29 protein-coding genes are annotated in these 21,887 nt (G+C 33.7%); 13 read left to right on the forward strand and 16 right to left on the reverse strand.

The genetic code is table 11. The features are described 5' to 3' along the window. Window positions 1-12 precede the first annotated feature (12 nt). The 7 genes from OZP08_RS11125 to OZP08_RS11155 all read right to left on the reverse strand — a co-directional run bounded on the left by OZP08_RS11125 (window position 13) and on the right by OZP08_RS11155 (window position 3,631). On the reverse strand, window positions 13-453 hold the full coding sequence (locus OZP08_RS11125; protein WP_268846164.1) for a VOC family protein: 441 nt from the start codon (window positions 451-453) through the stop codon (window positions 13-15). Between the two features lie 100 nt (window positions 454-553). Then, a complete protein-coding gene (locus OZP08_RS11130; RefSeq protein ID WP_268846165.1) occupies window positions 554-994 on the reverse strand; it encodes an SRPBCC family protein in 441 nt (146 codons plus the stop codon). Between the two features lie 2 nt (window positions 995-996). Beyond that, window positions 997-1,485, reverse strand: coding sequence for an SRPBCC family protein (locus OZP08_RS11135; protein ID WP_268846166.1), 489 nt, complete (start codon window positions 1,483-1,485; stop codon window positions 997-999). Window positions 1,486-1,712: 227 nt separating this feature from the next. Beyond that, entirely contained in the window at window positions 1,713-2,171 is a 459-nt protein-coding gene (locus tag OZP08_RS11140; RefSeq protein WP_281321848.1) for a MarR family winged helix-turn-helix transcriptional regulator, read from the reverse strand. Continuing rightward, window positions 2,152-2,634 (reverse strand): EVE domain-containing protein, encoded by a 483-nt coding sequence (locus OZP08_RS11145; protein ID WP_268846168.1) that lies wholly within the window; start codon window positions 2,632-2,634, stop codon window positions 2,152-2,154. The genes OZP08_RS11140 and OZP08_RS11145 overlap by 20 nt, the downstream gene beginning before the upstream one ends. Continuing rightward, window positions 2,631-3,050: an SRPBCC family protein gene (locus OZP08_RS11150; protein ID WP_268846169.1), complete on the reverse strand. Its 420-nt coding sequence runs from the start codon at window positions 3,048-3,050 to the stop codon at window positions 2,631-2,633. Before OZP08_RS11150 ends, OZP08_RS11145 begins: the two co-directional genes overlap by 4 nt. A gap of 98 nt (window positions 3,051-3,148) precedes the next feature. Further along, a complete protein-coding gene (locus OZP08_RS11155; RefSeq protein WP_281321849.1) occupies window positions 3,149-3,631 on the reverse strand; it encodes an SRPBCC family protein in 483 nt (160 codons plus the stop codon). 139 nt (window positions 3,632-3,770) lie between these two features. Between OZP08_RS11155 and OZP08_RS11160 the strand changes: the two genes are divergently transcribed. Continuing rightward, window positions 3,771-4,751, forward strand: a complete 981-nt coding sequence (locus tag OZP08_RS11160; RefSeq protein WP_268846171.1) for a GlxA family transcriptional regulator — start codon at window positions 3,771-3,773, stop codon at window positions 4,749-4,751. 113 nt (window positions 4,752-4,864) lie between these two features. Here OZP08_RS11160 and OZP08_RS11165 read toward each other — a convergent pair whose 3' ends face one another. From OZP08_RS11165 to OZP08_RS11185, 5 genes are all read right to left on the reverse strand, one after another. Beyond that, a complete protein-coding gene (locus OZP08_RS11165) occupies window positions 4,865-5,779 on the reverse strand; it encodes a CPBP family intramembrane glutamic endopeptidase (protein ID WP_268846172.1) in 915 nt (304 codons plus the stop codon). An 83-nt stretch (window positions 5,780-5,862) separates the two neighbouring features. Next, window positions 5,863-6,660 carry an AraC family transcriptional regulator gene (locus OZP08_RS11170; protein ID WP_268846173.1) on the reverse strand — a complete coding sequence of 266 codons (798 nt, stop codon included), beginning with the start codon at window positions 6,658-6,660 and terminating at the stop codon, window positions 5,863-5,865. Window positions 6,661-6,910: 250 nt separating this feature from the next. Beyond that, complete coding sequence (locus tag OZP08_RS11175) at window positions 6,911-7,216, reverse strand: hypothetical protein (protein ID WP_268846174.1); 306 nt, start codon at window positions 7,214-7,216, stop codon at window positions 6,911-6,913. Window positions 7,217-7,490: 274 nt separating this feature from the next. Then, a complete protein-coding gene (locus OZP08_RS11180) occupies window positions 7,491-7,961 on the reverse strand; it encodes a DinB family protein (RefSeq protein WP_268846176.1) in 471 nt (156 codons plus the stop codon). A 93-nt stretch (window positions 7,962-8,054) separates the two neighbouring features. Next, entirely contained in the window at window positions 8,055-8,642 is a 588-nt protein-coding gene (locus tag OZP08_RS11185) for a DUF4202 domain-containing protein (protein ID WP_268846177.1), read from the reverse strand. Window positions 8,643-9,131: 489 nt separating this feature from the next. On the opposite strand from OZP08_RS11185, the gene katG reads away from it, so the two are divergent. Next, on the forward strand, window positions 9,132-11,363 hold the full coding sequence (gene katG, locus OZP08_RS11190; RefSeq protein WP_281321850.1) for a catalase/peroxidase HPI: 2,232 nt from the start codon (window positions 9,132-9,134) through the stop codon (window positions 11,361-11,363). 66 nt (window positions 11,364-11,429) lie between these two features. Here the strand turns inward: katG and OZP08_RS11195 are convergent, their stop codons facing one another. Next, window positions 11,430-11,819 carry a DUF1398 domain-containing protein gene (locus tag OZP08_RS11195; RefSeq protein ID WP_268846178.1) on the reverse strand — a complete coding sequence of 130 codons (390 nt, stop codon included), beginning with the start codon at window positions 11,817-11,819 and terminating at the stop codon, window positions 11,430-11,432. Between the two features lie 23 nt (window positions 11,820-11,842). Continuing rightward, a complete protein-coding gene (locus tag OZP08_RS11200; protein WP_268846179.1) occupies window positions 11,843-12,277 on the reverse strand; it encodes an acyl-CoA thioesterase in 435 nt (144 codons plus the stop codon). Window positions 12,278-12,673: 396 nt separating this feature from the next. Here OZP08_RS11200 and OZP08_RS11205 point away from each other — a divergent pair, with 396 nt between their 5' ends. The 4 genes from OZP08_RS11205 (at window position 12,674) to OZP08_RS11220 (ending at window position 15,765) form a co-directional block, all read left to right on the forward strand. Next, window positions 12,674-13,399, forward strand: coding sequence for an SH3 domain-containing protein (locus OZP08_RS11205; protein ID WP_281321851.1), 726 nt, complete (start codon window positions 12,674-12,676; stop codon window positions 13,397-13,399). A 126-nt stretch (window positions 13,400-13,525) separates the two neighbouring features. Then, complete coding sequence (locus OZP08_RS11210) at window positions 13,526-13,993, forward strand: hypothetical protein (protein ID WP_268846181.1); 468 nt, start codon at window positions 13,526-13,528, stop codon at window positions 13,991-13,993. Window positions 13,994-14,045: 52 nt separating this feature from the next. Continuing rightward, complete coding sequence (locus tag OZP08_RS11215) at window positions 14,046-14,990, forward strand: SMP-30/gluconolactonase/LRE family protein (RefSeq protein ID WP_268846182.1); 945 nt, start codon at window positions 14,046-14,048, stop codon at window positions 14,988-14,990. A 91-nt stretch (window positions 14,991-15,081) separates the two neighbouring features. Further along, the gene (locus OZP08_RS11220; RefSeq protein ID WP_268846183.1) at window positions 15,082-15,765 is read left to right on the forward strand and encodes a GDSL-type esterase/lipase family protein; all 684 of its coding nucleotides are present in this window, start codon (window positions 15,082-15,084) and stop codon (window positions 15,763-15,765) included. Between the two features lie 55 nt (window positions 15,766-15,820). Here OZP08_RS11220 and OZP08_RS11225 read toward each other — a convergent pair whose 3' ends face one another. Further along, on the reverse strand, window positions 15,821-16,798 hold the full coding sequence (locus tag OZP08_RS11225) for a GlxA family transcriptional regulator (protein WP_281321852.1): 978 nt from the start codon (window positions 16,796-16,798) through the stop codon (window positions 15,821-15,823). A gap of 141 nt (window positions 16,799-16,939) precedes the next feature. On the opposite strand from OZP08_RS11225, the gene OZP08_RS11230 reads away from it, so the two are divergent. Genes OZP08_RS11230 through OZP08_RS11245 form a run of 4 tightly spaced genes read left to right on the forward strand, consistent with a single transcriptional unit; the run spans window position 16,940 to window position 18,375 of the window. Next, complete coding sequence (locus tag OZP08_RS11230) at window positions 16,940-17,347, forward strand: VOC family protein (RefSeq protein WP_268846185.1); 408 nt, start codon at window positions 16,940-16,942, stop codon at window positions 17,345-17,347. A gap of 10 nt (window positions 17,348-17,357) precedes the next feature. After that, window positions 17,358-17,771, forward strand: coding sequence for a VOC family protein (locus OZP08_RS11235; protein ID WP_268846186.1), 414 nt, complete (start codon window positions 17,358-17,360; stop codon window positions 17,769-17,771). 18 nt (window positions 17,772-17,789) lie between these two features. After that, window positions 17,790-18,152 carry a DoxX family protein gene (locus tag OZP08_RS11240; protein ID WP_268846187.1) on the forward strand — a complete coding sequence of 121 codons (363 nt, stop codon included), beginning with the start codon at window positions 17,790-17,792 and terminating at the stop codon, window positions 18,150-18,152. A gap of 4 nt (window positions 18,153-18,156) precedes the next feature. Continuing rightward, the gene (locus OZP08_RS11245; RefSeq protein WP_281321853.1) at window positions 18,157-18,375 is read left to right on the forward strand and encodes a DUF4287 domain-containing protein; all 219 of its coding nucleotides are present in this window, start codon (window positions 18,157-18,159) and stop codon (window positions 18,373-18,375) included. Between the two features lie 128 nt (window positions 18,376-18,503). Here the strand turns inward: OZP08_RS11245 and OZP08_RS11250 are convergent, their stop codons facing one another. Continuing rightward, window positions 18,504-19,148 carry a GNAT family N-acetyltransferase gene (locus OZP08_RS11250; protein ID WP_268846189.1) on the reverse strand — a complete coding sequence of 215 codons (645 nt, stop codon included), beginning with the start codon at window positions 19,146-19,148 and terminating at the stop codon, window positions 18,504-18,506. A 292-nt stretch (window positions 19,149-19,440) separates the two neighbouring features. On the opposite strand from OZP08_RS11250, the gene OZP08_RS11255 reads away from it, so the two are divergent. The 3 genes from OZP08_RS11255 (at window position 19,441) to OZP08_RS11265 (ending at window position 21,811) form a co-directional block, all read left to right on the forward strand. Next, window positions 19,441-20,097 carry a formylglycine-generating enzyme family protein gene (locus OZP08_RS11255; RefSeq protein ID WP_281321854.1) on the forward strand — a complete coding sequence of 219 codons (657 nt, stop codon included), beginning with the start codon at window positions 19,441-19,443 and terminating at the stop codon, window positions 20,095-20,097. 23 nt (window positions 20,098-20,120) lie between these two features. Then, a complete protein-coding gene (locus tag OZP08_RS11260) occupies window positions 20,121-21,101 on the forward strand; it encodes a BtrH N-terminal domain-containing protein (protein ID WP_268846191.1) in 981 nt (326 codons plus the stop codon). A 203-nt stretch (window positions 21,102-21,304) separates the two neighbouring features. Continuing rightward, complete coding sequence (locus OZP08_RS11265) at window positions 21,305-21,811, forward strand: OsmC family protein (protein ID WP_268846192.1); 507 nt, start codon at window positions 21,305-21,307, stop codon at window positions 21,809-21,811. Window positions 21,812-21,887: the final 76 nt, after the last annotated feature.

Consider the following 21,887-nt stretch of genomic DNA (forward strand, 5'->3'; position numbering starts at 1 on the left):
TCAGGCTGATTATCAAGGTTTCGACTGTTCGTCAAAACTAACCATCCAGTTAATGCCAAATTTGTCCGTAAACATGCCGAAGTATGAACCCCAAAAGGTTTTTTCCATTGGCATGGTAATTTGCCCTCCAGCCGAAAGCCCGTTAAATAACCTATCGGCTTCCTTTTGACTATCGGTGTTGATAGAAACAGAAAAATTGTTGCCTTGCGTAACTTTTGCACACCATTCCCCGCCTGTGTCGCTGGCCATAAGGATTGTTTCTTTACTTATTGGTAAGGAAATGTGCATGATTTTTTCGCCTTCTTCCGCAGTAATAGGGGATGTTCCTTCTTGTGGAGGCATTTCCTTGAAGCGTCCTAAGTATGAAAATTCTCCACCAAAAATAGATTTGTAAAAGTTGAAGGCTTCTTCGCAATTACCTTCATAGGTTAGATAAACGTTTACTGTTGTCATTTTAAAGAAATTTAAAGGTTAAGGAGTTATACAGTTCAAAAGAAATCAAAACACGAATTTCACAAATTCACACGAGTTAATATTGCTAATAGTCATGCTATTAGTTTTCTGAAATTCGTTTCAATTCGTTTAAAGCCACGGGAAAAGTAGTGTTCATAAAATCAATATATTTTTCCAAAGTATCAACATTTACAATTAGTTCAGTTCCGCTGTTGGTTTTGTTGAGAGTGTAAGTTTCCATGGCTCCAGACCAGTTTCCAGCTTCGTTGCTAAGGGGCATTTCCTCAAAATTTTTGATATCACCCAAATGTTTGAAAGCCAAAAAATGATTCTCATCAATACGGTCCAGAATACTGTACATTCCTTCACCACTAGGTGTAAGCAAATGAATTTTATTGCCTTGGGTAAAGCTGTCAGTTTTGTAATAGCTGCCTTCGCAAAAGGGATTTGTCCAAATTTTGTAATTATCTGGTTGCCATAAAGATTTCCAAACTTTTTCAGGCGTAGCATTGATGCTTATTGTATAGGTTAGTTTTATCATTGTTATTGATTTAGTAAATCATTCAATTGATTCAGTCCCATGGAATACCCTTCTTCAAAACCCATTTCAAGAATTAGCTTCATATCTTCTTCTTGGGAGAATGTAATCACATTGGTTACTTTGGTAGTTCCGTTTTCTTCGTGAAAAGTATTTTTCCAATTCATTCTCGGAAAGTCAGTATTTATCTTTCCGTTCTCATCACAAAATGCGTCAGCTACTTCGTAGGATTCCATTGGCTTAATATTGCTGAAGTCGGCAAGACACCATTGCTTTTCACCCTCTGGGGATAGCATATAATACAACCATTGTCCACCATTTTCAAAATTAACTTTTTCCGTGAAGGCTTGATAGGGCTTGGGGGCCCACCATTTATCCGTAATTTCAGGATTGGTAAAGGCATTCCAAATTTCTTCTTTGGCTGCTTTGAATTTGCTAACGATTTTGATTTGTTTATTAGTAAGATCTTTATCTATTTGGATTGAGAGACTCATTTCTTTTGATTTTAAAATGCATAAAATAGTAACAGTAAGTTAAAGATACATTTTTTTAATATTATATAAGTGGTTTATTTGCAGGTTATTAATTCAAATTTGCAGTTAGATATAAATATTAGAAGAAGAATTTCATCTGCATTTTTAGCACGATAGGGACTAAACAATTCTTCTCATATTCAAATTATGGAAAAATGTTTAGTCCCTAACGGAATTTAGTTGGTTTATTATTTCTGTCCGAGTAATGATATTAAATTTTGGTTTAACTCGGATGTTTTATTGCCAAGTACCGAGAAAAATTCAGAGTCGAATTTCTCAACAGTAACTACAGCTTTTTTAATTATTTTTTTTCCTTCTTCTGTAAGTGCAACAGTTTTGGCTCTTGTGTCTGTAGAATGTTCCTGTCGTTGGATAAAGCCTTTTTGCTGTAAGGTTCTCAAAACAGTTGAGGTCGTCATTGGATCTATTTTGGTATGGTTTGACAGAATTACTTGTGTTACTTCTTGTTCATGAAGAGTTAGCCAATGCATACTGGCTAATAATACAAATTGAGAGTGTGTCAGTCCGTACTGTTCTAGTGCTTTTTTTATTTCTCTTTGCCAAAGATTGGTTACTTGCCATAGTAAAAAACCGGAGCTTTCTTCTGGTTTTTCGACACTAAATGTGTTATCGGTTGATTTGCTCATTTGCGTTTATGAGTTTAATGGAATTAGCGAACAATGCTTCATTTTGAAACATTTTTGAAGCGATCAAATTAAAATCTTTTTCTTTAATTTCCAAGAAACCAAAACGAAATGGATAACCCCATGATTTTTTATTTACAATGAACTCAAGATCATTGATTAATGGAATAATGGGGCTTTCCTGACACTGTAAAAAATCAATATTTCGTCTGAATGGTTTAAAATTTTCAGTCATTTGAAATTGATAAACGTCATCATCCATTACTTTTCCAATAGCCGTAAAGGCTTGACACTTTTCATTTCTTTCCATTGTAATTTTTGAGGAGTAAACCAGTAGATAATCCCCTTTTTTCATCCTTTTTAAGGGGGCTTGTTTGCCATGGCAAACTTGCATGAAACTACCGGCAACACCTCTCATCGTATGCTCTTTTGAAACAGCTGCTATCCAATATCTTATGTTATTCATAGCTTTGAGGCCGCTTTTATTTGTTCTTGCATATCGGCTGGTAAAGCGTCAGCAATTTTCTGAGCAACGATTTTCACCCATAGAAAGCTTAAAAGTCCTTCAACTTTCATGGTTGTAGTGATCTTTAGTCCATTGGATGTGTCTTCAAATGTATGTTCGCCATACATTTTTGCTAATGGGAATTTAGTAAAGTCGGTGAATTTTTTATTTTCTACGGCTTCAACTATTCCAATTTTTAATTTAGGACCACCTTTAGGCTGAAACATGAAATGATTTCCTTTTTCAAACTTGCCTTCCAGTTTTGCAAATTCAATTCCAGTATCCCAAGTATGCCAATTATTTACATCAGCAAAGAGATTCCACATTTGCTGTTTAGTTACTTTATTTGTTACGATAGAATGCGATTTTGTCCACATGAGCTTATTTTTTTATATGATTAAATTATATTGTCAGTACAAATATAATAAGTACACATATAATAAGCAAGTTTATTTTTTTACCGTTTACTAATGTACTATGATCTAAGTTTTTTTTCGTCTTCAGTTCTTGGTTTTCCGGTACTATTGGGTTGACCTTTGCCTGTGGTGATCAAGCTTCGCAAGCTATTTTGTATATAATTGGTCCATGCATTTTGGCAGATATCAAAACACTCATATTCAGGAACTAATCCCAGATGGGTAACATGAATTTGAGTTTGGTTATCCTTTTCGGAAATTTCAAAAATAATTTTGGTGTCTTTCCACTCGGTATCGTCTTTGGTAAACTTAAAATAGTTATCCATTACATACCAAACCACTTTTTGGTTGGGGATAACTTCTATTAATTTTATTTGACAACGATGAATGTCTTCAAAATGGTAATTAAAAATATCATTTACATTTTCTGTGTTGCCTTCAATTTCTTCTGACCACCATCCGCGAACATTATTTATAGCATTAAATGCTGCAGCTGGAGTTTGATCTACTAGTAGGGTTGTGTTAAAATCTGTTGTAGTCATTTTCTTTTGTTTTTTAGGTTAATATTTTTAGAATAACAAATATATTTCTTAATTATCAATTAGTTACGGTGTGAAATAGACTTTTTGATGGGTTGATTTGGACAGGTTAAATTTTTATCTTTACTAAAAAAGTACGGAGATGAAACATATTACTATCATAGTTCCAGACGGAGAGAATAATCTAAGTAGCATTGTTGGCGCTTATAAAATATTGACAAGAGCGAATGCGCATTGGAAAGAAAAGAGCAAAAAAGAGTTGTATAACATTCAGTTAGCTGGAATTTCTAAAGAAGTAGAATTCTACGAAGGTTTGTTTACTGTAAAACCACACACCAACATTTCTGATATAACAAAAACGGACCTTATTATCATTCCATCATTGAATCATAATTATCACGATGCTGTGAAAAAAAACAAGTTGTTGATTGATTGGATTGCTAAACAATATTTTGATGGAGCTGAAATAGCTACTATTTGTACTGGTGCTTTTATGCTCGCGTCAACAGGTTTGTTAGACGGCAAAAGTTGTTCTACACATTGGGCTGCTGCCGAAAATTTCAGAATGATGTTTCCCAAGGTCGATCTGCAAACGGATAAACTGATTACTGATGAAAATGGAATTTATACCAATGGAGGTGCTTATTCTTTTCTGAACCTTATGATCTATCTTGTAGAGAAATATTATGATAGGTCAACAGCCATTTATTGTTCTAAAGTATTTCAGATAGAAATGGACAGGAATAGTCAATCTGCATTTGCCATATTTACTGGACAGAAACGACACGGAGACGAAATGGTTCAGCAAGTGCAGGCCTACATTGAAAATAATTTTCACGAAAAAATTTCTGTAGAGGATTTGTCTTCTAAATTCTCCGTAAGCAGACGAAATTTTGACAGAAGGTTTATCAAAGCTACCGGAAATACCCCAACCGAATATTCTCAGAGAGTAAAAATTGAATCGGCTAAAAAAGCATTTGAAACCAGTCGTAAAACAATTAATGAAGTAATGTACGAAGTTGGATATTCTGATGTAAAGGCATTTCGGGAAGTGTTCAGAAAAATTACAGGCTTATCACCAGTAGCCTATAAAGAGAAATACAATGTAGAGGCTGAGTTTTAAAAAAGGTTTACTGTTCTTTTTATAAACCCAAAAAATGAAATCGGGCTCTTAGTTTAATAGATTTCGATCTACTAAACTAAAAGCCCGACTCAGATTGTATATTGATTGATGATTTATACTTTTTGTACTTCTTGAAGTGGTTGAGTAACTTCATTGTTGTTGCTAGCTGTTTCTCTTTTCCAGTATGGATTTACTAATTTATTTTTACTTAATTTCATTAAAATAATTGAAGCAAATACACAAAAGATAATAGCCTGTATGGTTGCTTCTGGTCCAAATTCTCCACCAGTAATCAATTGGTTTCCTGTTATTTTTGTTGTCAATAAACTATTTGTTTTTTCATTACCAGAAGTAACTGCTCCAAAAATTCCTGATTGCATAAAATTCCAGGCAAAGTGTATGGCAATTGGGAACCATAAATTTCTAGCGCAAATGTAAGCAGAACCCATTAGTAATCCGGCCTCAATGCCAACACACAATCCAGATAGTAATGTACTGTTAGGATTTGCTAAATGCAATGCTCCAAAAATAATTGCCGTGATTAATAAAGAGATATAACTGCCTAATTTTTCTTCAACTATTCTAAAAATAATGCCTCGAATTAAAATTTCTTCAAAAATGGCAATTGTAAAAGCAATTGTTAGAGGGATGATTATATTAGAAATTGGATTGCTGGAAACGATTTCGAAACCACCCTTAAAGAAAATTACCAATATGGTAAGAGACTGTAATATTGCACCGATTAGTGTTCCTACTATAATGTATTTAGCTATTCCTTTACTTGAAAATTCCTTTACCTCTCTTTTTTCGTATTTTTTAAAAAAATAGATATAAGTACAAATTACTGTTGCAGATGAAATTATACCTTTTATTAGATTTCTGTAATTTTTATTTAATGAAGTAAGTTCAAGTGTCTTTCCTGTAAGTTGTTGGGCAATTATAAAAGTAATAAAACATACTAAAATCCCCAGTATGATTCTAGTTAATGGAGAATTTAAGATTCTCTGTTTAGTAGTGATTGGTTCCATAAATTTTGCAATTAATTGGTTAGATTTATTACAAAAGTAGTAGAGAGAAAGTGCAAAAAATAGAATGAAATTTGCCTTTTGAATTATAGGTGTTGGAATTTTTTTGGCAAAAACCCTGTTTGCTGTTTAAAAGTTCTGATGAAATGGCTCTGGTCTGCAAATCCACATTCAAAACTTACATCAGTTAGAGAAACAGAATCTTGTTGTATTAAAGTAAGAGATCGATCTATTTTTAATCGTCTAATGTATTCACCTAAAGTGCATCCAAAATATTTTGGAAAATGCTTTGAAATGGATATCGGATTTATATTTAAAATTTTGGATAAATCATTTAAACTTGGATTCTCATTCCAACAATCATTTAATAATTCATATAAGGAATTCACCCATGTAGGACATTTAGAAAATTGGTCTAGGTAATTTTGATTTGAAGCAAAATTTGAGAGTAACATATTTACGGAATCTTTAGAAAAAGTATCCCCAATTAAGCATTCGTTATAGATTTTTAGAATCATTAATTTTGTTTGCACACTATTGGCAGTTCCGTTTCGTAATAACTCTTCGGTAATTTGAAATTCTTTGAAATGATTTTCGTCTATTTCCAGATTAATATTTTTTGACGGGAATAGCGTATTTTGATTTAAGTGAAGCTCATCACTATGATAAAATAATACTGTACCTGGCGAAACTGCAAAATTTTCTTTTTTTCTTTTTTCTATTGTTCCGCCCTTTAGGAATAAGGTTATATGTGCATTTTCATGAGAGTGCCAGCCTTCATAGACTTTATGTTGGTATTCGGTTTCTATAATAGAAATACCTTGAGAATTAGTATATGTGTTTTTAGAATTTCCTAAATAAATTTCTTTTTCTAAATGATACATTTTTTATCGTATAAATTGAAATAGCGGGCAAAATCTCAGCTGTTTTTGAAAGATAGATTTCTCAAAAATATAAATTTAAGATTAAGTTTACAAATGCAAAACCCGAATTTAAATTATACCATAAATGCCAGTTTTGCTAGGTATTTGGCGGCTTCTTATAAGCCTAAAAAACGAAGTCGGGACTTTTTAATTTAATAGATTAAAAGCTACTAAACCAAAAGTCCCGACTTAAGATTGTATGTTGTAAAGTTTAGGAGGCTGGAATAATCTGTTTCAGAATTTCCCTTTGAGAAGATTTAATCAAAGGTTTGAATTTTTCATACCAGTCTTTCCAAATTGCAGCATTCATTTCTTTTGAGAGATCCGCTTCAAAAGCGGCCAGAGTTGGATATGGAGACTCAATTATGAGGCGATAGCTTTCACCTGTAAAGTCAGTAAGGATTCTACCGCCCGCAGGTAATGTTAAAATTCCATTGGCGATTGCTTCGTCAGTTAGTGCTTTGGCTTCTTTATAGCGGCCAAATTGCAAACAGAAAATTTCTCGTACAATAAACATAGCTTTATAAATTTTTTATTAGACAATAAATTAAAAATTGTATTTTGAGATGTTGTTTTTGGAAATTGTATTGGGATAACAAATAGAAATGCTGGATACAAAGTTAGGAATAAAACATTCCTTATCTAAAGATTTAGACAGTAAATTGTGTGATTTTTTGCATTTAAAATATTGTACTGTAGTGTTTTATGGAATTATGAGTGGAGGTAAAGTGTAGGGGTAAAAAAAGAACCTCCGTTTAAAAATACTTAAACGGAGGTTCTTTTTTGACTTGCTAGTCCCAAATTTGAGGTCTTTCAATTCCGATAGTTCTTAGATAGGAAAGCATTTGCCCTGTATGAACTGCTTCGTGATAGGCAATTCGTTGCAAATAATCACCCAGTTTTCTACGCTGTCCTTTTTCGGAACGGATGATTTCTATTGTAGAGAAGTCGTTATCATCAAATTTTTTTATAGTGTCTAAAAATTCAACTCTAAACGGTTCAGCAAAATCAAGTTCGGCTTGCAAGTCAGTATAAGGTCTATTTTCCCAAGGCGAAACATAGTCGCCTAAATTCCCTCTTTTGTTTACAATCATATGAAATAAATGTTCGCCTTCTAAAACGTGTCTAACCATTTCAAGACAATTCATAGCAGTATTATCAGGTTTCCAAAAATAATTTTCGGGAGTAATACCGTTCCAAAGTTTGATACTTCTCCTTCTGATTTCTTCAAAGTTTAGTATAATGATTTCATTTTGTGTCATGTTCCAATATTATTTAAAATTTAAAATCTGCGTCCAAAATCAATACTTGACACGCAGATTTCATAGGTTTAAGAATGCTATTTTTAATAAGTTTTACAACCCAATAGATTCTTTTATCAATTGAAGATTCTCATCGCTGAAATTGATTTTTAATGCTTCTTGATGCCCTTTGTCAGACATTTTAGTCCACGTTTTCTGGATGATGTTTTTCATTTTTTCACGATCATGTTTATGAACAAAAGGATCTAGATAATATTCTAGGAAAACCAAACAGATAACATCTTCCAAGAGTTGGGTTTCTTCGTCTTTTTTGAGTAATTTTTTTTCAATCAAAAATGAAACCCTAGCAATAAATGTTTCCTCGTATCCAGCTTTCTCTAATATTTCGGCAGTTTTTTTGGCATGAAACTTTTTTAAATCTTCTCTCCATTTTAGATAGCCTACACGATCCATTGGGTAGGATTCTCTTGCAATTTTCCATCGGCAAATGTGTTGCGCTTTGGCAGCTATCTGAACGGCTTCAGAAGCATTTGGGTTGTAATCCATAAGTCTTTCATACATTCTGTCAGAATATAATAGTTCTTTAGGATAGGTTACTTCTTGGTATATTTCGCTGTTTGGATCGGCTTCGTTTTCGGCATCAATCCAGGCACTGGCATTTAGAAATGGTATTGTTTTCATTTGTGAGAGTATAGATTTGTCTGTAGTAACTAGTATTTTTTATAAGTTTCGCTTGTTGTAAACATCTGCAGCGGTAATCACATAACCTTTATATGTTCGTTTGATTGTATGGGTATGCTTATTTCAAAGATACATACATTATTCTAAAAACCAACGGCTACTTTATTTCGTTCTGTATCTATTAGAATAGGTTTTCTGTAAAAAAATGTATTGCAAAAAATCGATTTTTAACTTAGTTGGATAACAGTTTTTGAACCCTGTATCAGGATTGTTGCAATTGAATTTACAAATTTATAAGTAATTTTTTCTTTTTTATGACAGTAATATTCATGCTGTGTAATTAGTTGATAATTCGTATATTAGCTATTATTTGAATGTTGATATATATTAAAACTGAAAAGGTGATATAGTTTTTATCTATTGAAAAAATAATTTCGATAGAGTTGAATTGAATAAATTCGTAACTAAGTTTTTAAAAATCATTACATTATGGAAAATAACAAAAATCAGAACACATCGGCAGGTAACGGTGAAAGCAAATGCCCATTTTCAGGAGGTAGTCCAAAACAAAGTGTAGGATCAGGCACAAGAAATATTGATTGGTGGCCTAATCAATTAAAATTAAATGTACTCCGTCAGCACTCATCATTGTCTGATCCAATGGGAGAGGAGTTCAACTATGCAGAGGCTTTTAAGAGCCTTGATCTGGATGCCTTGAAGAAAGACATTTTTGATTTAATGATCACTTCTCAAGATTGGTGGCCAGCGGACTACGGTCATTATGGACCATTATTTATCCGAATGGCGTGGCACAGTGCAGGTACGTACCGTATTGCTGATGGTCGTGGTGGAGCAGGCGCGGGTACACAACGATTTGCACCACTAAACAGTTGGCCTGATAATGTGAATCTTGACAAGGCACGTTTGTTATTATGGCCAATCAAACAAAAATATGGAAAGAAAATTTCATGGGCAGACTTGATGATTCTTGCCGGTAACTGTGCTCTGGAATCAATGGGCTTTAAAACTTTTGGTTTTGCAGGAGGACGTGAAGATGTTTGGGAACCAAATGAAGATATCTATTGGGGATCTGAAGGTAAATGGTTGGATGATAAACGTTATACAGGTGACCGTGAATTAGAAAATCCTCTGGCAGCAGTTCAGATGGGATTGATTTATGTAAATCCTGAAGGACCAAATGGTAACCCTGATCCGATTGCTGCAGCTATTGATATTCGTGAGACTTTTGCCCGTATGGCTATGAATGATGAGGAAACTGTAGCACTTATTGCTGGTGGACACACATTCGGTAAAACCCATGGTGCTGCCGATCCCAACGAATATGTTGGTGTAGAACCAGCTGCAGCAGGAATTGAGGAACAAGGTCTTGGTTGGAAAAATACATTTGGTACAGGAAATGGAGAACACACAATCAGTAGTGGTCTCGAAGGAGCTTGGACCAAGACTCCAACTAAATGGAGTAACAATTTCTTCGAAAACCTGTTTGGGTTTGAATGGGAGTTATACAAAGGGCCAGCCGGTGCACATCAGTGGAGACCAAAAAATGGTGCTGGAGAAGGTATGATGCCAGACGCACATAATCCTTCAAAAAGTCATGCTCCATTTATGCTGACTACTGACCTTTCTTTGCGAATGGATCCTATTTATGAGCCTATTTCAAGACGTTTCTATGAGCATCCGGAAGAGTTAGCAGATGCATTTGCTCGCGCATGGTTCAAGTTAACACACCGTGATATGGGACCAATTGCACGTTATCTAGGGCCAGAGGTGCCTAAGGAAGCGCTAATCTGGCAAGATCCTATTCCAGCTATAACACATAAACAAATTGATGCGAATGATATTGCTGCATTAAAATCTAAAATATTAGCTTCAGGACTATCAGTTTCTCAATTGGTGTCTACAGCTTGGGCTTCAGCATCTACGTTCCGTGGTTCTGATAAACGCGGTGGTGCCAATGGTGCACGCATCCGCCTAGCTCCACAAAAAGATTGGAAAGTTAACAATCCAGCTCAATTGTCTACTGTTCTAGCGACTCTTGAAGGAATACAGAAAGAGTTTAATAGTGCCCAATCTAACGGAAAACAAGTATCACTAGCTGACTTAATTGTACTGGCTGGAGGTGTAGGAGTTGAAAAAGCAGCGCAGAATGCAGGTCATTCTGTAACAGTTCCTTTTAGTCCGGGAAGAGGCGATGCATCAGACGCACAAACAGATGTTGCATCTTTTGCGGTACTAGAACCAGAAGCTGATGGATTCCGTAATTATATGAAAACCCAATATACTATTTCAGCAGAGGAAATGTTGGTTGACAAGGCTCAACTGTTAACACTAACTGTACCAGAAATGACTGCACTTGTTGGAGGTATGCGTGTTCTTAATGCTAACTTCAATCAGTCTAAGTATGGAGTATTTACCAACAAACCAGAGACATTGACTAATGATTTCTTCGTGAATTTACTGGATTTTAATACTACTTGGAAAACATCTGCAGATTCTCAAGAGGTGTTTGAGGGACGTGATCGTAAGACTGGATTGCTTAAATGGACAGGAACCCGTGTTGATCTTATCTTTGGTTCAAACTCAGAGCTTAGAGCAATTGCTGAGGTTTACGGATGTGGGGATTCACAAGAAAAGTTCGTAAATGATTTTGTCGCAGCTTGGACTAAGGTAATGAACCTGGATCGTTTTGATCTAGCCTAATTAGAGTCTGTATTGTATAATATTAAAAAGGTGGTCTTGAAACGGACCACCTTTTTTTATTTAAGCCTAACTTGGAATTTTTTCGATTAAAATAGCCGCTTCAGTTTGGTCAAAATATGTACAGGTCATTTCTATAATATTGACACTCCATTTTGCAATACCACATTGTGCAGCATGATTGCAAAAAGTGAGGTAATCTGTTTGACCATCTTGGTGCATAACCAAATATTCGATGAATCGTTCTTTGTTAGCCGATGGAGCAATTGTTATGCTTTTGTAAGATTCAGTAGCTGCCGCTCTAAAATCATCAGCGCCAAAATATTCTACATGACCATCATTAACAAAAGTGTCGTAGCCTTTTACGCCTAATGCAATTAAATCTTGAATGTATGCAGGGAAGTCGGCACCGGATTTAACTTTCGAATGCGCTTCTTTTATTTGAGCAATTGTGAACATAATTGGGTATGATTTTGATTAATTTATAGTGTGATAAAATCTTCAGTTTTAGGAAAAGCACTTAGCGCATCAATAATAATTTGAGGGGTAGGAGAGGCTAGTTTGCGGAGTTTGGTATCCATCCAGGCACCCTCTACAGTAATAACGGCACATAATACATCTTCTCTGTAAAACTCATGAACAATAGACCAGCGTGAAGCATCGTCTTTCATTTTTGCCATTTTGGTTTGCATGATAATAACGTCAGAGAGATTGATTTCTTTTCTAAAAACACATTCTTCCCTAAATAATACAGGACCAAAGTGTTCTGTTTGCATGACTCTTAATGTTAGTCCCAGTTGATTTAGAATTTCAACACGATGTTGTGCACCAAAATCATAATAGGCACTGTGACGCAAGTGAAAATTGGGGTCTAAATCAGACCAACGAAAGGACAGTTGTTTGCTAAATGTAGCCATAGGGTTTTAATTTATGTTCGTTTTGTATTAGCAAAGATAGAGAGGATTTTTGCTTGGACAAAGCGAACTGAAAAAGTAATCTGTACAATGACTATTCAATAAAGAACGAATAGAAATGACCTCATTTTTTACACAGACTGCTTATGTGAAAAGTAAAACATCTATCAAACTCTTTTGAAACAGTTGAAAACTCTATGTATGTGTGGTAAAAAATAATTGTACCCAATGAGTTACTATAAATAAAGATCCTATTTAATATTTTGTAATAAAATAAATATATTTTTGTGGAATGCTATAAAGTCAACCTATAGGACTAAATCCTTCCAATTTAGGGAAATAATAGAATGTTTATGGCTGTTATATAAGCTGTATGCAATCTTTGTGAAATATTAAACTATGACAAAAAAAATTTCGACACTTATTCTTTTCATCCCTATATTAGTTTTTGGGCAAACATTTAAACGTGGAATTATTGTTCCAACTATTGACAGTTTAAAAAATTCTGAAAAATATTGTTGCGTGCTTTCGCCAGAACAAGGTTTTTCAGTTTTTGATAAACCAAATGGAAAAGTTATAGGAACACTTAAAAGAATTGGCAACATAAAAAAAGATGACCAAGTTCCATATAAAATATATCTTGTAACGGGAGATAAAAAAATAAAAGTTCATAACTATCGAGAAATTGGTTATGAATTATTTGCAATAAATTATAGTGACTCAATTCAAGGATTTGTAAAAATACTTGATACATCTAAAAGCTATTGGCTTAGTGTTTCAGAAATTAATAAGCAAGGTTTTAAGACAGTTTGTTGGCTTGACCACCTGGTCATGCAAAGCGAAAATGTATTAGGTTATTATGCTAATGATCCAGGATTAAGATTACGAAAAGAGCCGAACTCAAATAGTGAAATAATTGGATCAGTTCGAGGTGATTTATTCGAAATAAAACTTATAAATAAGGTTATAGGACAATGGTGTAAAGCAAAAATCATAAAATATAGAGAACATCCTTGTAACACAGAATTAGATGAGGAAGAAAATGTAGAATACAAAACAGAGGGCTGGTTAAAAGTTATTGATGATGATGGAGAACCTAATCTTTGGAATTATAAAGGTTGCTGATAATAAGGCTACACGCAACAAGGGTTTTGTATCAGCTCTGAACCCCACACAAATGCAATGCCTGAAAGGGCTAACACTAATTGAAAAGAAACTACCAAAGCAAAAAATAAATTATTAGTCCAAAACATGGAAAATAAAATAAGTATACCAAAACCTTGTGATAAAAATTGGAATTCAATGGCGCCAAATAAAGATGGTAGATTTTGCGATTCTTGCAATAAAACGATAATTGATTTTACAAAAATGAATAATCCAGAAATTCAGAAATATTTCGTTGAAAATTCAAGTAAAGAAAGGATTTGTGGACATTTTAAATTTAATCAGATAGAAACTGAAGAGAGTATTAGATATGATAATTTGAGAAACCGATTTAGCCAAATCAAAATAAAACCAATTAGAGCAATTGCACTGTTCGCATTGAGTTTAGTTTTTACTTTAATGAGTTGTATGGGAAAACCAGAATTAGAAGGCGAACCGGCAGTAACGAGCAATGATACTATAAGTGAAAATGAAATTAATAACAATATAGAAAATGGAGAAAAGCAGAACGATTCTATAAAAAAAGAAATTATTCAGATAGAGAATAAAAAATAGCATTCTGCAGTGCGAAGCAGGTGGAACGTTATATATCATTAAAGTAAAATATATGAAGAACTTTATAACTTTTCTAATCCTATTGATTCTATTTGGGTGTAACACAAAAACACATAGAGAATATATTCTTGATGAAAAAGATTTAGTGCCAGAAGGAATTGCCTATTCTAAAACTAAAGATGTCTTTTATCTGACTAGTATAGCTAAATCCAAAATAGTTGAAATAGATAGAAAAACTGGAAAGCAAATAGACTTTATTAAAGAACATGAATTTGGATATAGCCCAGGAGTTGGTGTTTATGTGGATGACGAACGGAATCTTCTTCACGCAATTGGAGGTTACTATATGTTAAAAGATTCTCTTACTTCTTTATTTACTTTTGATCTCAATACTAAAAAACTATTAAAAAGATACGATTTAGCAGGAGAGCATTTTCTGAATGATATGGTAAAAGATAAGAAAGGAAATATTTATCTAACAGACACAAAAGGATCAGCCCTATTTGTACTAAAACATGGTAATAATTTTTTGGAATTATTTTACAAGTCACCAGAAATTGAATCTCCAAACGGAATCGCGATATCCGATGATAATACTAAGTTATATATTGCGTCTGGTACAAAAGGTGTCAGAATATTAAATATTTCGACTAAAAAAATCTTAAATCAAAAGGATAAATTATTAGAAATGTCTCAAGGAATAGATGGATTAGAGTTTTATAAAAATCATTTATATGCAATCCAAAATGGGGTAGGGGCTAATACTGATAATTTCAGAAAGTTGATACTTAATCATGCACAAGATCAGATTATAGATGTTAAAGTTATAGATAGTCATACTCCAAGGCTGAATGTTCCATTAACGTTTTGTTTAGCAGAAGATAAAGCTATTGTTATCGGTAACTCTAACCTACAATACTTGAATCAAGAAAATCTTAAGTTTACTGATGCTGATACTATTCTAAAAACAAAGCTATTAGAATATACAATTGAGTAAATAAAAACGGAAATTAAAAGTGTATAAAATAATAACTGAATTAGTTTTAGGATAATTACGAGTCTATATTTGAAAAAAATAGTTTAAAAAAATGAAAAAGCTTTTATTCTTATTAATCTTTTGTCTGACAACAACTATTACAATCGGGCAAAGTGTCGTTTATGATACTATTCAATATGCAAAAAAATACCATCAAAAACGATTGACCCTTTTTAAAAGCGAGCCTATCGTTAAAGGGAAAACTATTTTTTTAGGAGATAGCAATACGGAATTTGCTGATTGGCAAAAGCTTCTAAATGATGCAACGGTAATAAATAGGGGTATTGCAGGCGACAATACTTTTGGTGTTTTAGCCCGTTTAGACGATGTTATAAATAGGGAACCAGAGAAGCTTTTTATTAAAATTGGAATAAATGATATTTCCCAAAACATTCCTACTGATATTATAGTCAAAAATATTACGGCCATTATACAAAAGGTGAAGGTAAAATCACCTTCGACAAAAATTTACGTCCACAGTATTTTACCCACAAATGACAATGTGAAAAATGAATACCCTGCTGCTTACAATAAAAACAATATAGTAAGCTCGGTTAATAGTCAGATCCAAAAACTGTCAGCAAAATATAATGTTACCTATGTAGACATCAATAAGATATTTAGTGATAAATATGGTAAGTTAGATTTAAAATATGCTACTCCAGATGGGCTTCATCTAAACGAGCTTGGATACAAGACTTGGGTTGAATTTCTGAGAAAAAATAAATACCTGTAATCTGGCAAAGAAGGTTTTTACGAAGAAATGATTCCTTAGCAAGACTAATATTGTATTAGTTCAGAGCCATTTTATTATACTTATTGCGGTATTCTATTGGGTTTAGTCCTGTAATCTTTTTGAAGATGGTACGAAACGCTTTGGTATCAGTATAACCTACATCATACATCACCTCGTTAATGTTTTTACGGCTGGTTTCAAAACTCTTTTTGGCGAATTCAATTTTTACTCTATTAATGTATTCCAAAACAGAATTGTTGGTGGCTATTTTAAATCGTCTTTCAAAACTCCTTCTGCCTAATAACACTAGTTCAGCCAATTCATCAATTGTAATTTTCTCCTGAATATTATCTTCAATAAATTCCTGAGCTTGTTTGACAGCGGCATCGTTATGGTTTTTTTGCCCCTGAAACATTGCAAATGTAGCTTGGCTTTCTCTATCAATATCAATGGCGAAATATTTAGAAGCTAATATGGCAGTTTGCCTATCTGTATATTTCTCTACTAGATGCAATAACAAATTCCAGTATGAATTTGCTCCTCCGCTGGAATAAATACGATGCTCCTCAGTAATTATACTTCCGTCTATGACTTCTACATCGGGAAACATTTCACGAAACTCATTTTGAAAACCCCAATGCGTAGAACATTTTTTGCCATTCAATAAACCAGTAGAAGCCAGGAGAAATGCACCAACACATAATGAAGCTACTTCGGCACCTTTGTTGTACTGTTCGTTTATCCAAGGTAACAGTTTTTGATTTTGGTCTATTGCATTCTTCATATCACCAAACAAAGCAGGTATTACAATTAAATCGGTTGATGTAATATCTTTTAAAAGTTGGGATGTATTAACTGAATATAAACCGTCATTTAGTTTCACTTCTTTCTTTAAGCCTACTAACTGCACATCAAACAATGGTTTTTTGCCAGATACAGCCATAAACTGGTTTACTGCCGAGAATAAATACTGCGGATCAGCAATGGCTTGTAAAACCGAACTTTCAGGAACGAGGATGCTTACTTTTTTCATAATGGCTTGAATTTCTATACAAATTCAAAGATAAATAGAGTTTGTCGTAAATCACTCTTTTGTTGTCGTTTTTATACATTCTTTCTTACCAATTTCTGCTCCATCTTTGTAATATCAAATAACAATTAAAAATTTAAACAAATGGCAACAAAAATTTTTATCAATCTGCCGGTAGCAGATTTAGAAAAAGCAAAGTCTTTTTACACAGCAATTGGATTTACAAACAATCCACAATTTACAGACGAAACAGCAGCCTGTATGGTTCTGACCGAAGAAATCTTTGTGATGCTATTAGAGCATTCCAAGTTTAAAGGGTTTACCCAAAGAGAAATCGGTAATACTTTCGAAACTGCTTCAGTAATCAACTGTTTATCGGTAGACAGTATTCAAGAAATGAATACAATGGTCGATAAAGCTCTAAATGCTGGAGCGAAAGAATCAGCAGAAGCAAAAGATTACGGCTTCATGCAACAAAGAAGCTTTGAAGATTTAGACGGACATCTTTGGGAAGTTCTATACATGGACATGGCTAAATTTCCACAAAAATAACACCATAACGATGGCACAGCTCAATTCTTATTTAACATTCAACGGTAACTGTCGGGAAGCTATGACATTTTACAAAGCATGTCTGGGTGGCGAACTCGAATTGCAAACTATAGCCGATTCGCCACTGGCTAAAGACCTGCCACAGAAAATGAAAAAATGCATTTTACATGCTACGCTTAAAAGTGACAGTATTGTAATTATGGGATCGGATATGGCACCGGAAAACCTAATAAATGGCAATACCGTTTCTATGATGCTGACTTTTAACAGTGAAGAAGAAATAAGAAAAGCATATACAGACTTATCCGTAGATGGCAATGCTACGCATCCTTTAGAAGTGACCTTTTTTGGAGCTTTATTTGGAAATCTTACGGATAAGTTTGGCCATCAATGGATGTTCTATTACTCCTTAAAAAATAACTAACCTATTAAAATAACTATCATGAAAAAAGATAAAATAATATTCTGGACCACAACAATCATCATTTTTATTATGGAAGGAATTATTCCTGCCTTGACCTCACAAACAGAACTTGCCAAACAAGGCATTAGCCACATGCAATATCCAGTTTACTTTGGTAACGCATTAGTAGTATTTAAAGTGATTGGTGCGCTAACAGTAATCATTCCGCAAGCACCAAAATTTGCAAAAGAATGGGCATACACCGGTTTTGGCTTTGTATTTATATTTGCCAGTATCAGTCATTTTTCAGTAGACGGATTCGGATTTCAAGGGATATTACCATTGATTTTCTTCGGAATATTAACGGTTTCCTATAAATTGTATCACAAACTAAACTCATAACATTATGTCATTTCAAGCATATATAAACAATATTAAAGCAAAGACAGGAAATACACCTGAAGACTTTAAAATACTGGCAGAAAAGAAAGGATTTCTGAAAGACGGACAAATTATTGAAACTGTAAAAGCAACACAGGTAACCAATTGGCTCAAAGAAGAATTTGATTTAGGACACGGACACGCAATGGCGATTTATGCAGCACTCAAAGGCAAAACGGAATAAACGAAAGATTAAGGCAAAACAACAACTCATAAAAGGACTTTAGAAAAAAACTAAAGTCCTTTTATGTATTTGGCTTAGTACTAAAACAAGCTGATTCTAGCTGTAACTTTAACTATTTGACAAAAACATTAATTGTCAGGAATTACAATAGAAGTATAGAAACATGAAAGTTTCCAACCCAATGATTCATAAAGCAATTTACCTTCTTCTGTTGCAACTAGAAAATTTTGATGAATCCCTTTTGCTAAAGCTATTTTTTCAAGTTCTTTCATTAAAACTGTAGCAAGACCTTTTCTTTTATGATTAACATCCGTAGAAATTCTATCATAAATGGCTAAATCATCTACTAGAACGACTCTCCCAATGGCAGCCATATCACCATTATTTGCAATTATTTTTATGACGTAAGTTGAATCGTATTGTTCAAATTCTATTTTATATTGATCATTTAGATTCACTTTTTCCCCTATCATCCGTTGGGAATTAGTCATCATATAACCTTGAGGTTGAATCACCCATCTTTGTGGTAATAAATTTTTGAGTGTATCTGGAGTGGCACAAACTTTTAGAAATACCCAAGGTTCAGTAATTGAATTTGCTAGTTCTATAAAATCATCACTAGGATTTGGAAAAACATAACGAATCTTTTGTTTTTCATAGCCAACATCAACTTTAAAACCTGATTTAAACTTCGTGGGTAAAGGCAATTCACGGGATAATGACCAACCTTTAAGCCATCTTTCGATAGTATCTTTTGAAATATTTTTTAGCATTCAAAATGAAATAAAAGTTACATGCAAAAATAAATAAACTATAGCTAAGAGACACTAAAGCTCAAGGCCATTTTTGTAGTACGTTTCTACTGTCAGCATTTTTTTATATCTTTCCTCATCAAAAAAAGAGTAGGTTTTTTGTTCTATAAATTGTCCCACAGCAGGAGATTGAGAGTCATTGTTAGGTAATATTTAGGAAGAAAAAAAACAATGCTAATAATTAATAAATAGTTTAAAACAAGTGATCCAAAACGAAATTGATTTAGTAAACATCTTAAATTTTAAAGACCAAATGGTAGAAATACCAAGCGGTAAAATTGAAATGAGAGATGATAGAATAAAACAGAAATGGACTGTTGAAATAGAAGCATTTTTGCTTGCTAAATTTCCAGTTACACAAGAATTGTATTTTGACGTTACAAAAGAAGAACCTAGTACCTTTAAAGGTAATACACTTCCAGTTGAAACCATTACATGGAAAGAGGCTGTTAGTTTTTGTAATGCTTTATCTATTCAGTCTGGGCTAAATCCTTGTTATTTTATACACGAAGAAAACGAAGAAATTACATTTGATATAAAATCGAACGGATTCCGTTTGCCCACAGAAGCAGAGTGGGAATATGCTTGTAAAGCAGGAACAAAGGAAATTAGATATGGAGAATTGAATAAAATCAGTTGGTACAAAGAGAACTCGGAAAAGAGAACACATGCGGTTGGACAAAAAGAGCCAAATGCTTGGGGACTTTATGATATGCTAGGTAACGTATGGGAATGGTGTTCGGATATATATGATGAAGCGGTTTATGGCTCCTATAGAATTTTTCGAGGTGGCGGTTGGTTTGACGAAGAGCGGGGCGTAATGGCAACTAACCGAAGAAGAAGTCATCCATTAAAATTCAAAATTGATGACCTTGGATTTAGAATTGCAAGAAACCTGATCGAAAAATAGTAAAACCACCAATATCTTGGATAATGAAAATTGAGAATTTAAAACCATATAGCGGAGAACATTGCGAAACGACAGCGACAGGAACGTTGTTGAGGCAACTTGATATCGATCTTTCAGAACCCATGCTTTTTGGTTTGGGAGAAGGACTTGGATTTATCTTTTGGAATATGAAAACAATGGATTTTCCTTTTATTGGCGGACGGGTTAAGCCTGATCTTTTAACTGAAAACATTGCTAAAAATTTAAATCTTGAATTGACAGTAAAGGAAACAGCCTCAACCCCAAAAGCGTGGGACAATGTAAAAGAACTCATAGATAAAGGACAAGTAGTCGGATTAAAACTAGATTGTTTTTATTTAGAATATTTTTCAAAACCATTTCATTTTGCAGGGCATTATGCTGCGCTTTATGGTTATGACAACGAAAATGCTTTTTTGGTTGATACAAAGCAACAAGGCGGACAAGTGCAAACATCTTTGAAGAGTTTAGCATTGGCAAGAGCCGAAAAAGGGCCAATGTCATCTAAAAATCTGTATTACACATTGCATACAACTAATAAAAGTTTTGACTTAAAAACGGCAATTGTAACAGCAATTAGGAATAATGCAACAGAATACATAAATCCGCCAATTACTAATATTGGCTACAAAGGAATTCTAAAAACAAGCACAGAAATAATCAAATGGTTTAAAACAAGTAAAAACATTGAGCATGAGTTCGGAACTAGTGCAATGCTTATGGAAAAGGCAGGAACAGGTGGAGCATTATTTAGAAACTTGTACAGAGATTTTCTAAAAGAAAGCTACGAATTATTAAAACTCGAAAAGCTTAAAACAGCACATGAAGCATTTGTAGAAATTGCAGCGCTTTGGACTTCGGTTTCAGGACTATTTGATAAAGTAAGCCAAACCAAAGACATTAAATACATTCAGCAAGCATCGGATACTTTAAAAATAATATCTGAAAAAGAAAAAAAGACAATGGAATTATTGTCCACAATATAATGCATACTTAGACAAATTTAGACAATAGCCTTTAAATTCATACTTGGTATTAAGCTTGGTTTAATAGTCATAATCCAAAAGATAAATCTTAACTTAGTTCTTTAAATAACTTGTAAAAGAGTAGTTTATGAATATTTGTTGTAGTTGAAACTCAGATTTTAATTCATAGAAATGAAATAAACATTAACCAAAACCTTTGACAAATGAATGCAGAAGAACTGAAAAGCATACAAAACCCGATTAAAGAAAAATATCGGGAACAACCTGAAGCAGCAATAATAACACTTAAGGCACAGGGTAAAGTTGGAGAAGGAATTTCCTGTAAGGTCGAGACAGGTAGGGCAATTACAGAGGCAGGACTTCATCCGGCAACAGGAGGAAACGGTACACTTCTTTGTTCTGGGGATATGCTTCTTGAGGCATTGGTTGCTTGTGCAGGGGTAACACTTAGTGCAGTATCTACAGCGATTGGCATTGAAATTAAAGATGCTATTGTAAAAGCAGAAGGTGATTTAGATTTCCGAGGAACTTTAGGAGTTTCAAAAGAGGCAGTTGTGGGATTTAAAGCTATTCGTCTTTCGTTTATTTTAGATTGCGATGCAACTGATGAGCAAATACAAACACTTGCCAAACTAACCGAAAGATATTGTGTGGTTTACCAAACATTGGTAAAAGGAGTTCAAGTAGAAACCTCGTTCAATAGACAATAATGATATAAGAAAATAATTTAAAACAAAAAGAGAGGTTTTTTTATCCTCTCTTTTTGCTATTATTACTATGATATGC

Origin of the sequence: Flavobacterium aestivum, from assembly GCF_026870175.2 — a bacterium.
In the GTDB taxonomy this organism is placed as follows: Bacteria; Bacteroidota; Bacteroidia; order Flavobacteriales; family Flavobacteriaceae; genus Flavobacterium; species Flavobacterium aestivum.

What these genes read in the sequence shown, in the direction of transcription:
- OZP08_RS11145 (WP_268846168.1), bottom strand. Translation starts at nt 2,634, where the DNA reads ATGAATAACATAAGATATTGGATAGCAGCTGTTTCAAAAGAGCATACG.
- OZP08_RS11205 (WP_281321851.1), top strand. Translation starts at nt 12,674, where the DNA reads ATGACAAAAAAAATTTCGACACTTATTCTTTTCATCCCTATATTAGTT.
- OZP08_RS11195 (WP_268846178.1), bottom strand. Translation starts at nt 11,819, where the DNA reads ATGTTCACAATTGCTCAAATAAAAGAAGCGCATTCGAAAGTTAAATCC.
- OZP08_RS11170 (WP_268846173.1), bottom strand. Translation starts at nt 6,660, where the DNA reads ATGTATCATTTAGAAAAAGAAATTTATTTAGGAAATTCTAAAAACACA.
- OZP08_RS11200 (WP_268846179.1), bottom strand. Translation starts at nt 12,277, where the DNA reads ATGGCTACATTTAGCAAACAACTGTCCTTTCGTTGGTCTGATTTAGAC.
- OZP08_RS11215 (WP_268846182.1), top strand. Translation starts at nt 14,046, where the DNA reads ATGAAGAACTTTATAACTTTTCTAATCCTATTGATTCTATTTGGGTGT.
- OZP08_RS11150 (WP_268846169.1), bottom strand. Translation starts at nt 3,050, where the DNA reads ATGTGGACAAAATCGCATTCTATCGTAACAAATAAAGTAACTAAACAG.
- OZP08_RS11255 (WP_281321854.1), top strand. Translation starts at nt 19,441, where the DNA reads ATGGTAGAAATACCAAGCGGTAAAATTGAAATGAGAGATGATAGAATA.
- OZP08_RS11265 (WP_268846192.1), top strand. Translation starts at nt 21,305, where the DNA reads ATGAATGCAGAAGAACTGAAAAGCATACAAAACCCGATTAAAGAAAAA.
- OZP08_RS11260 (WP_268846191.1), top strand. Translation starts at nt 20,121, where the DNA reads ATGAAAATTGAGAATTTAAAACCATATAGCGGAGAACATTGCGAAACG.
- OZP08_RS11250 (WP_268846189.1), bottom strand. Translation starts at nt 19,148, where the DNA reads ATGCTAAAAAATATTTCAAAAGATACTATCGAAAGATGGCTTAAAGGT.
- OZP08_RS11165 (WP_268846172.1), bottom strand. Translation starts at nt 5,779, where the DNA reads ATGGAACCAATCACTACTAAACAGAGAATCTTAAATTCTCCATTAACT.
- OZP08_RS11180 (WP_268846176.1), bottom strand. Translation starts at nt 7,961, where the DNA reads ATGACACAAAATGAAATCATTATACTAAACTTTGAAGAAATCAGAAGG.
- OZP08_RS11210 (WP_268846181.1), top strand. Translation starts at nt 13,526, where the DNA reads ATGGAAAATAAAATAAGTATACCAAAACCTTGTGATAAAAATTGGAAT.
- OZP08_RS11155 (WP_281321849.1), bottom strand. Translation starts at nt 3,631, where the DNA reads ATGACTACAACAGATTTTAACACAACCCTACTAGTAGATCAAACTCCA.
- OZP08_RS11230 (WP_268846185.1), top strand. Translation starts at nt 16,940, where the DNA reads ATGGCAACAAAAATTTTTATCAATCTGCCGGTAGCAGATTTAGAAAAA.
- OZP08_RS11185 (WP_268846177.1), bottom strand. Translation starts at nt 8,642, where the DNA reads ATGAAAACAATACCATTTCTAAATGCCAGTGCCTGGATTGATGCCGAA.
- OZP08_RS11220 (WP_268846183.1), top strand. Translation starts at nt 15,082, where the DNA reads ATGAAAAAGCTTTTATTCTTATTAATCTTTTGTCTGACAACAACTATT.
- OZP08_RS11175 (WP_268846174.1), bottom strand. Translation starts at nt 7,216, where the DNA reads ATGTTTATTGTACGAGAAATTTTCTGTTTGCAATTTGGCCGCTATAAA.
- OZP08_RS11225 (WP_281321852.1), bottom strand. Translation starts at nt 16,798, where the DNA reads ATGAAAAAAGTAAGCATCCTCGTTCCTGAAAGTTCGGTTTTACAAGCC.
- katG (WP_281321850.1), top strand. Translation starts at nt 9,132, where the DNA reads ATGGAAAATAACAAAAATCAGAACACATCGGCAGGTAACGGTGAAAGC.
- OZP08_RS11240 (WP_268846187.1), top strand. Translation starts at nt 17,790, where the DNA reads ATGAAAAAAGATAAAATAATATTCTGGACCACAACAATCATCATTTTT.
- OZP08_RS11235 (WP_268846186.1), top strand. Translation starts at nt 17,358, where the DNA reads ATGGCACAGCTCAATTCTTATTTAACATTCAACGGTAACTGTCGGGAA.
- OZP08_RS11135 (WP_268846166.1), bottom strand. Translation starts at nt 1,485, where the DNA reads ATGAGTCTCTCAATCCAAATAGATAAAGATCTTACTAATAAACAAATC.
- OZP08_RS11160 (WP_268846171.1), top strand. Translation starts at nt 3,771, where the DNA reads ATGAAACATATTACTATCATAGTTCCAGACGGAGAGAATAATCTAAGT.
- OZP08_RS11125 (WP_268846164.1), bottom strand. Translation starts at nt 453, where the DNA reads ATGACAACAGTAAACGTTTATCTAACCTATGAAGGTAATTGCGAAGAA.
- OZP08_RS11140 (WP_281321848.1), bottom strand. Translation starts at nt 2,171, where the DNA reads ATGAGCAAATCAACCGATAACACATTTAGTGTCGAAAAACCAGAAGAA.
- OZP08_RS11130 (WP_268846165.1), bottom strand. Translation starts at nt 994, where the DNA reads ATGATAAAACTAACCTATACAATAAGCATCAATGCTACGCCTGAAAAA.
- OZP08_RS11245 (WP_281321853.1), top strand. Translation starts at nt 18,157, where the DNA reads ATGTCATTTCAAGCATATATAAACAATATTAAAGCAAAGACAGGAAAT.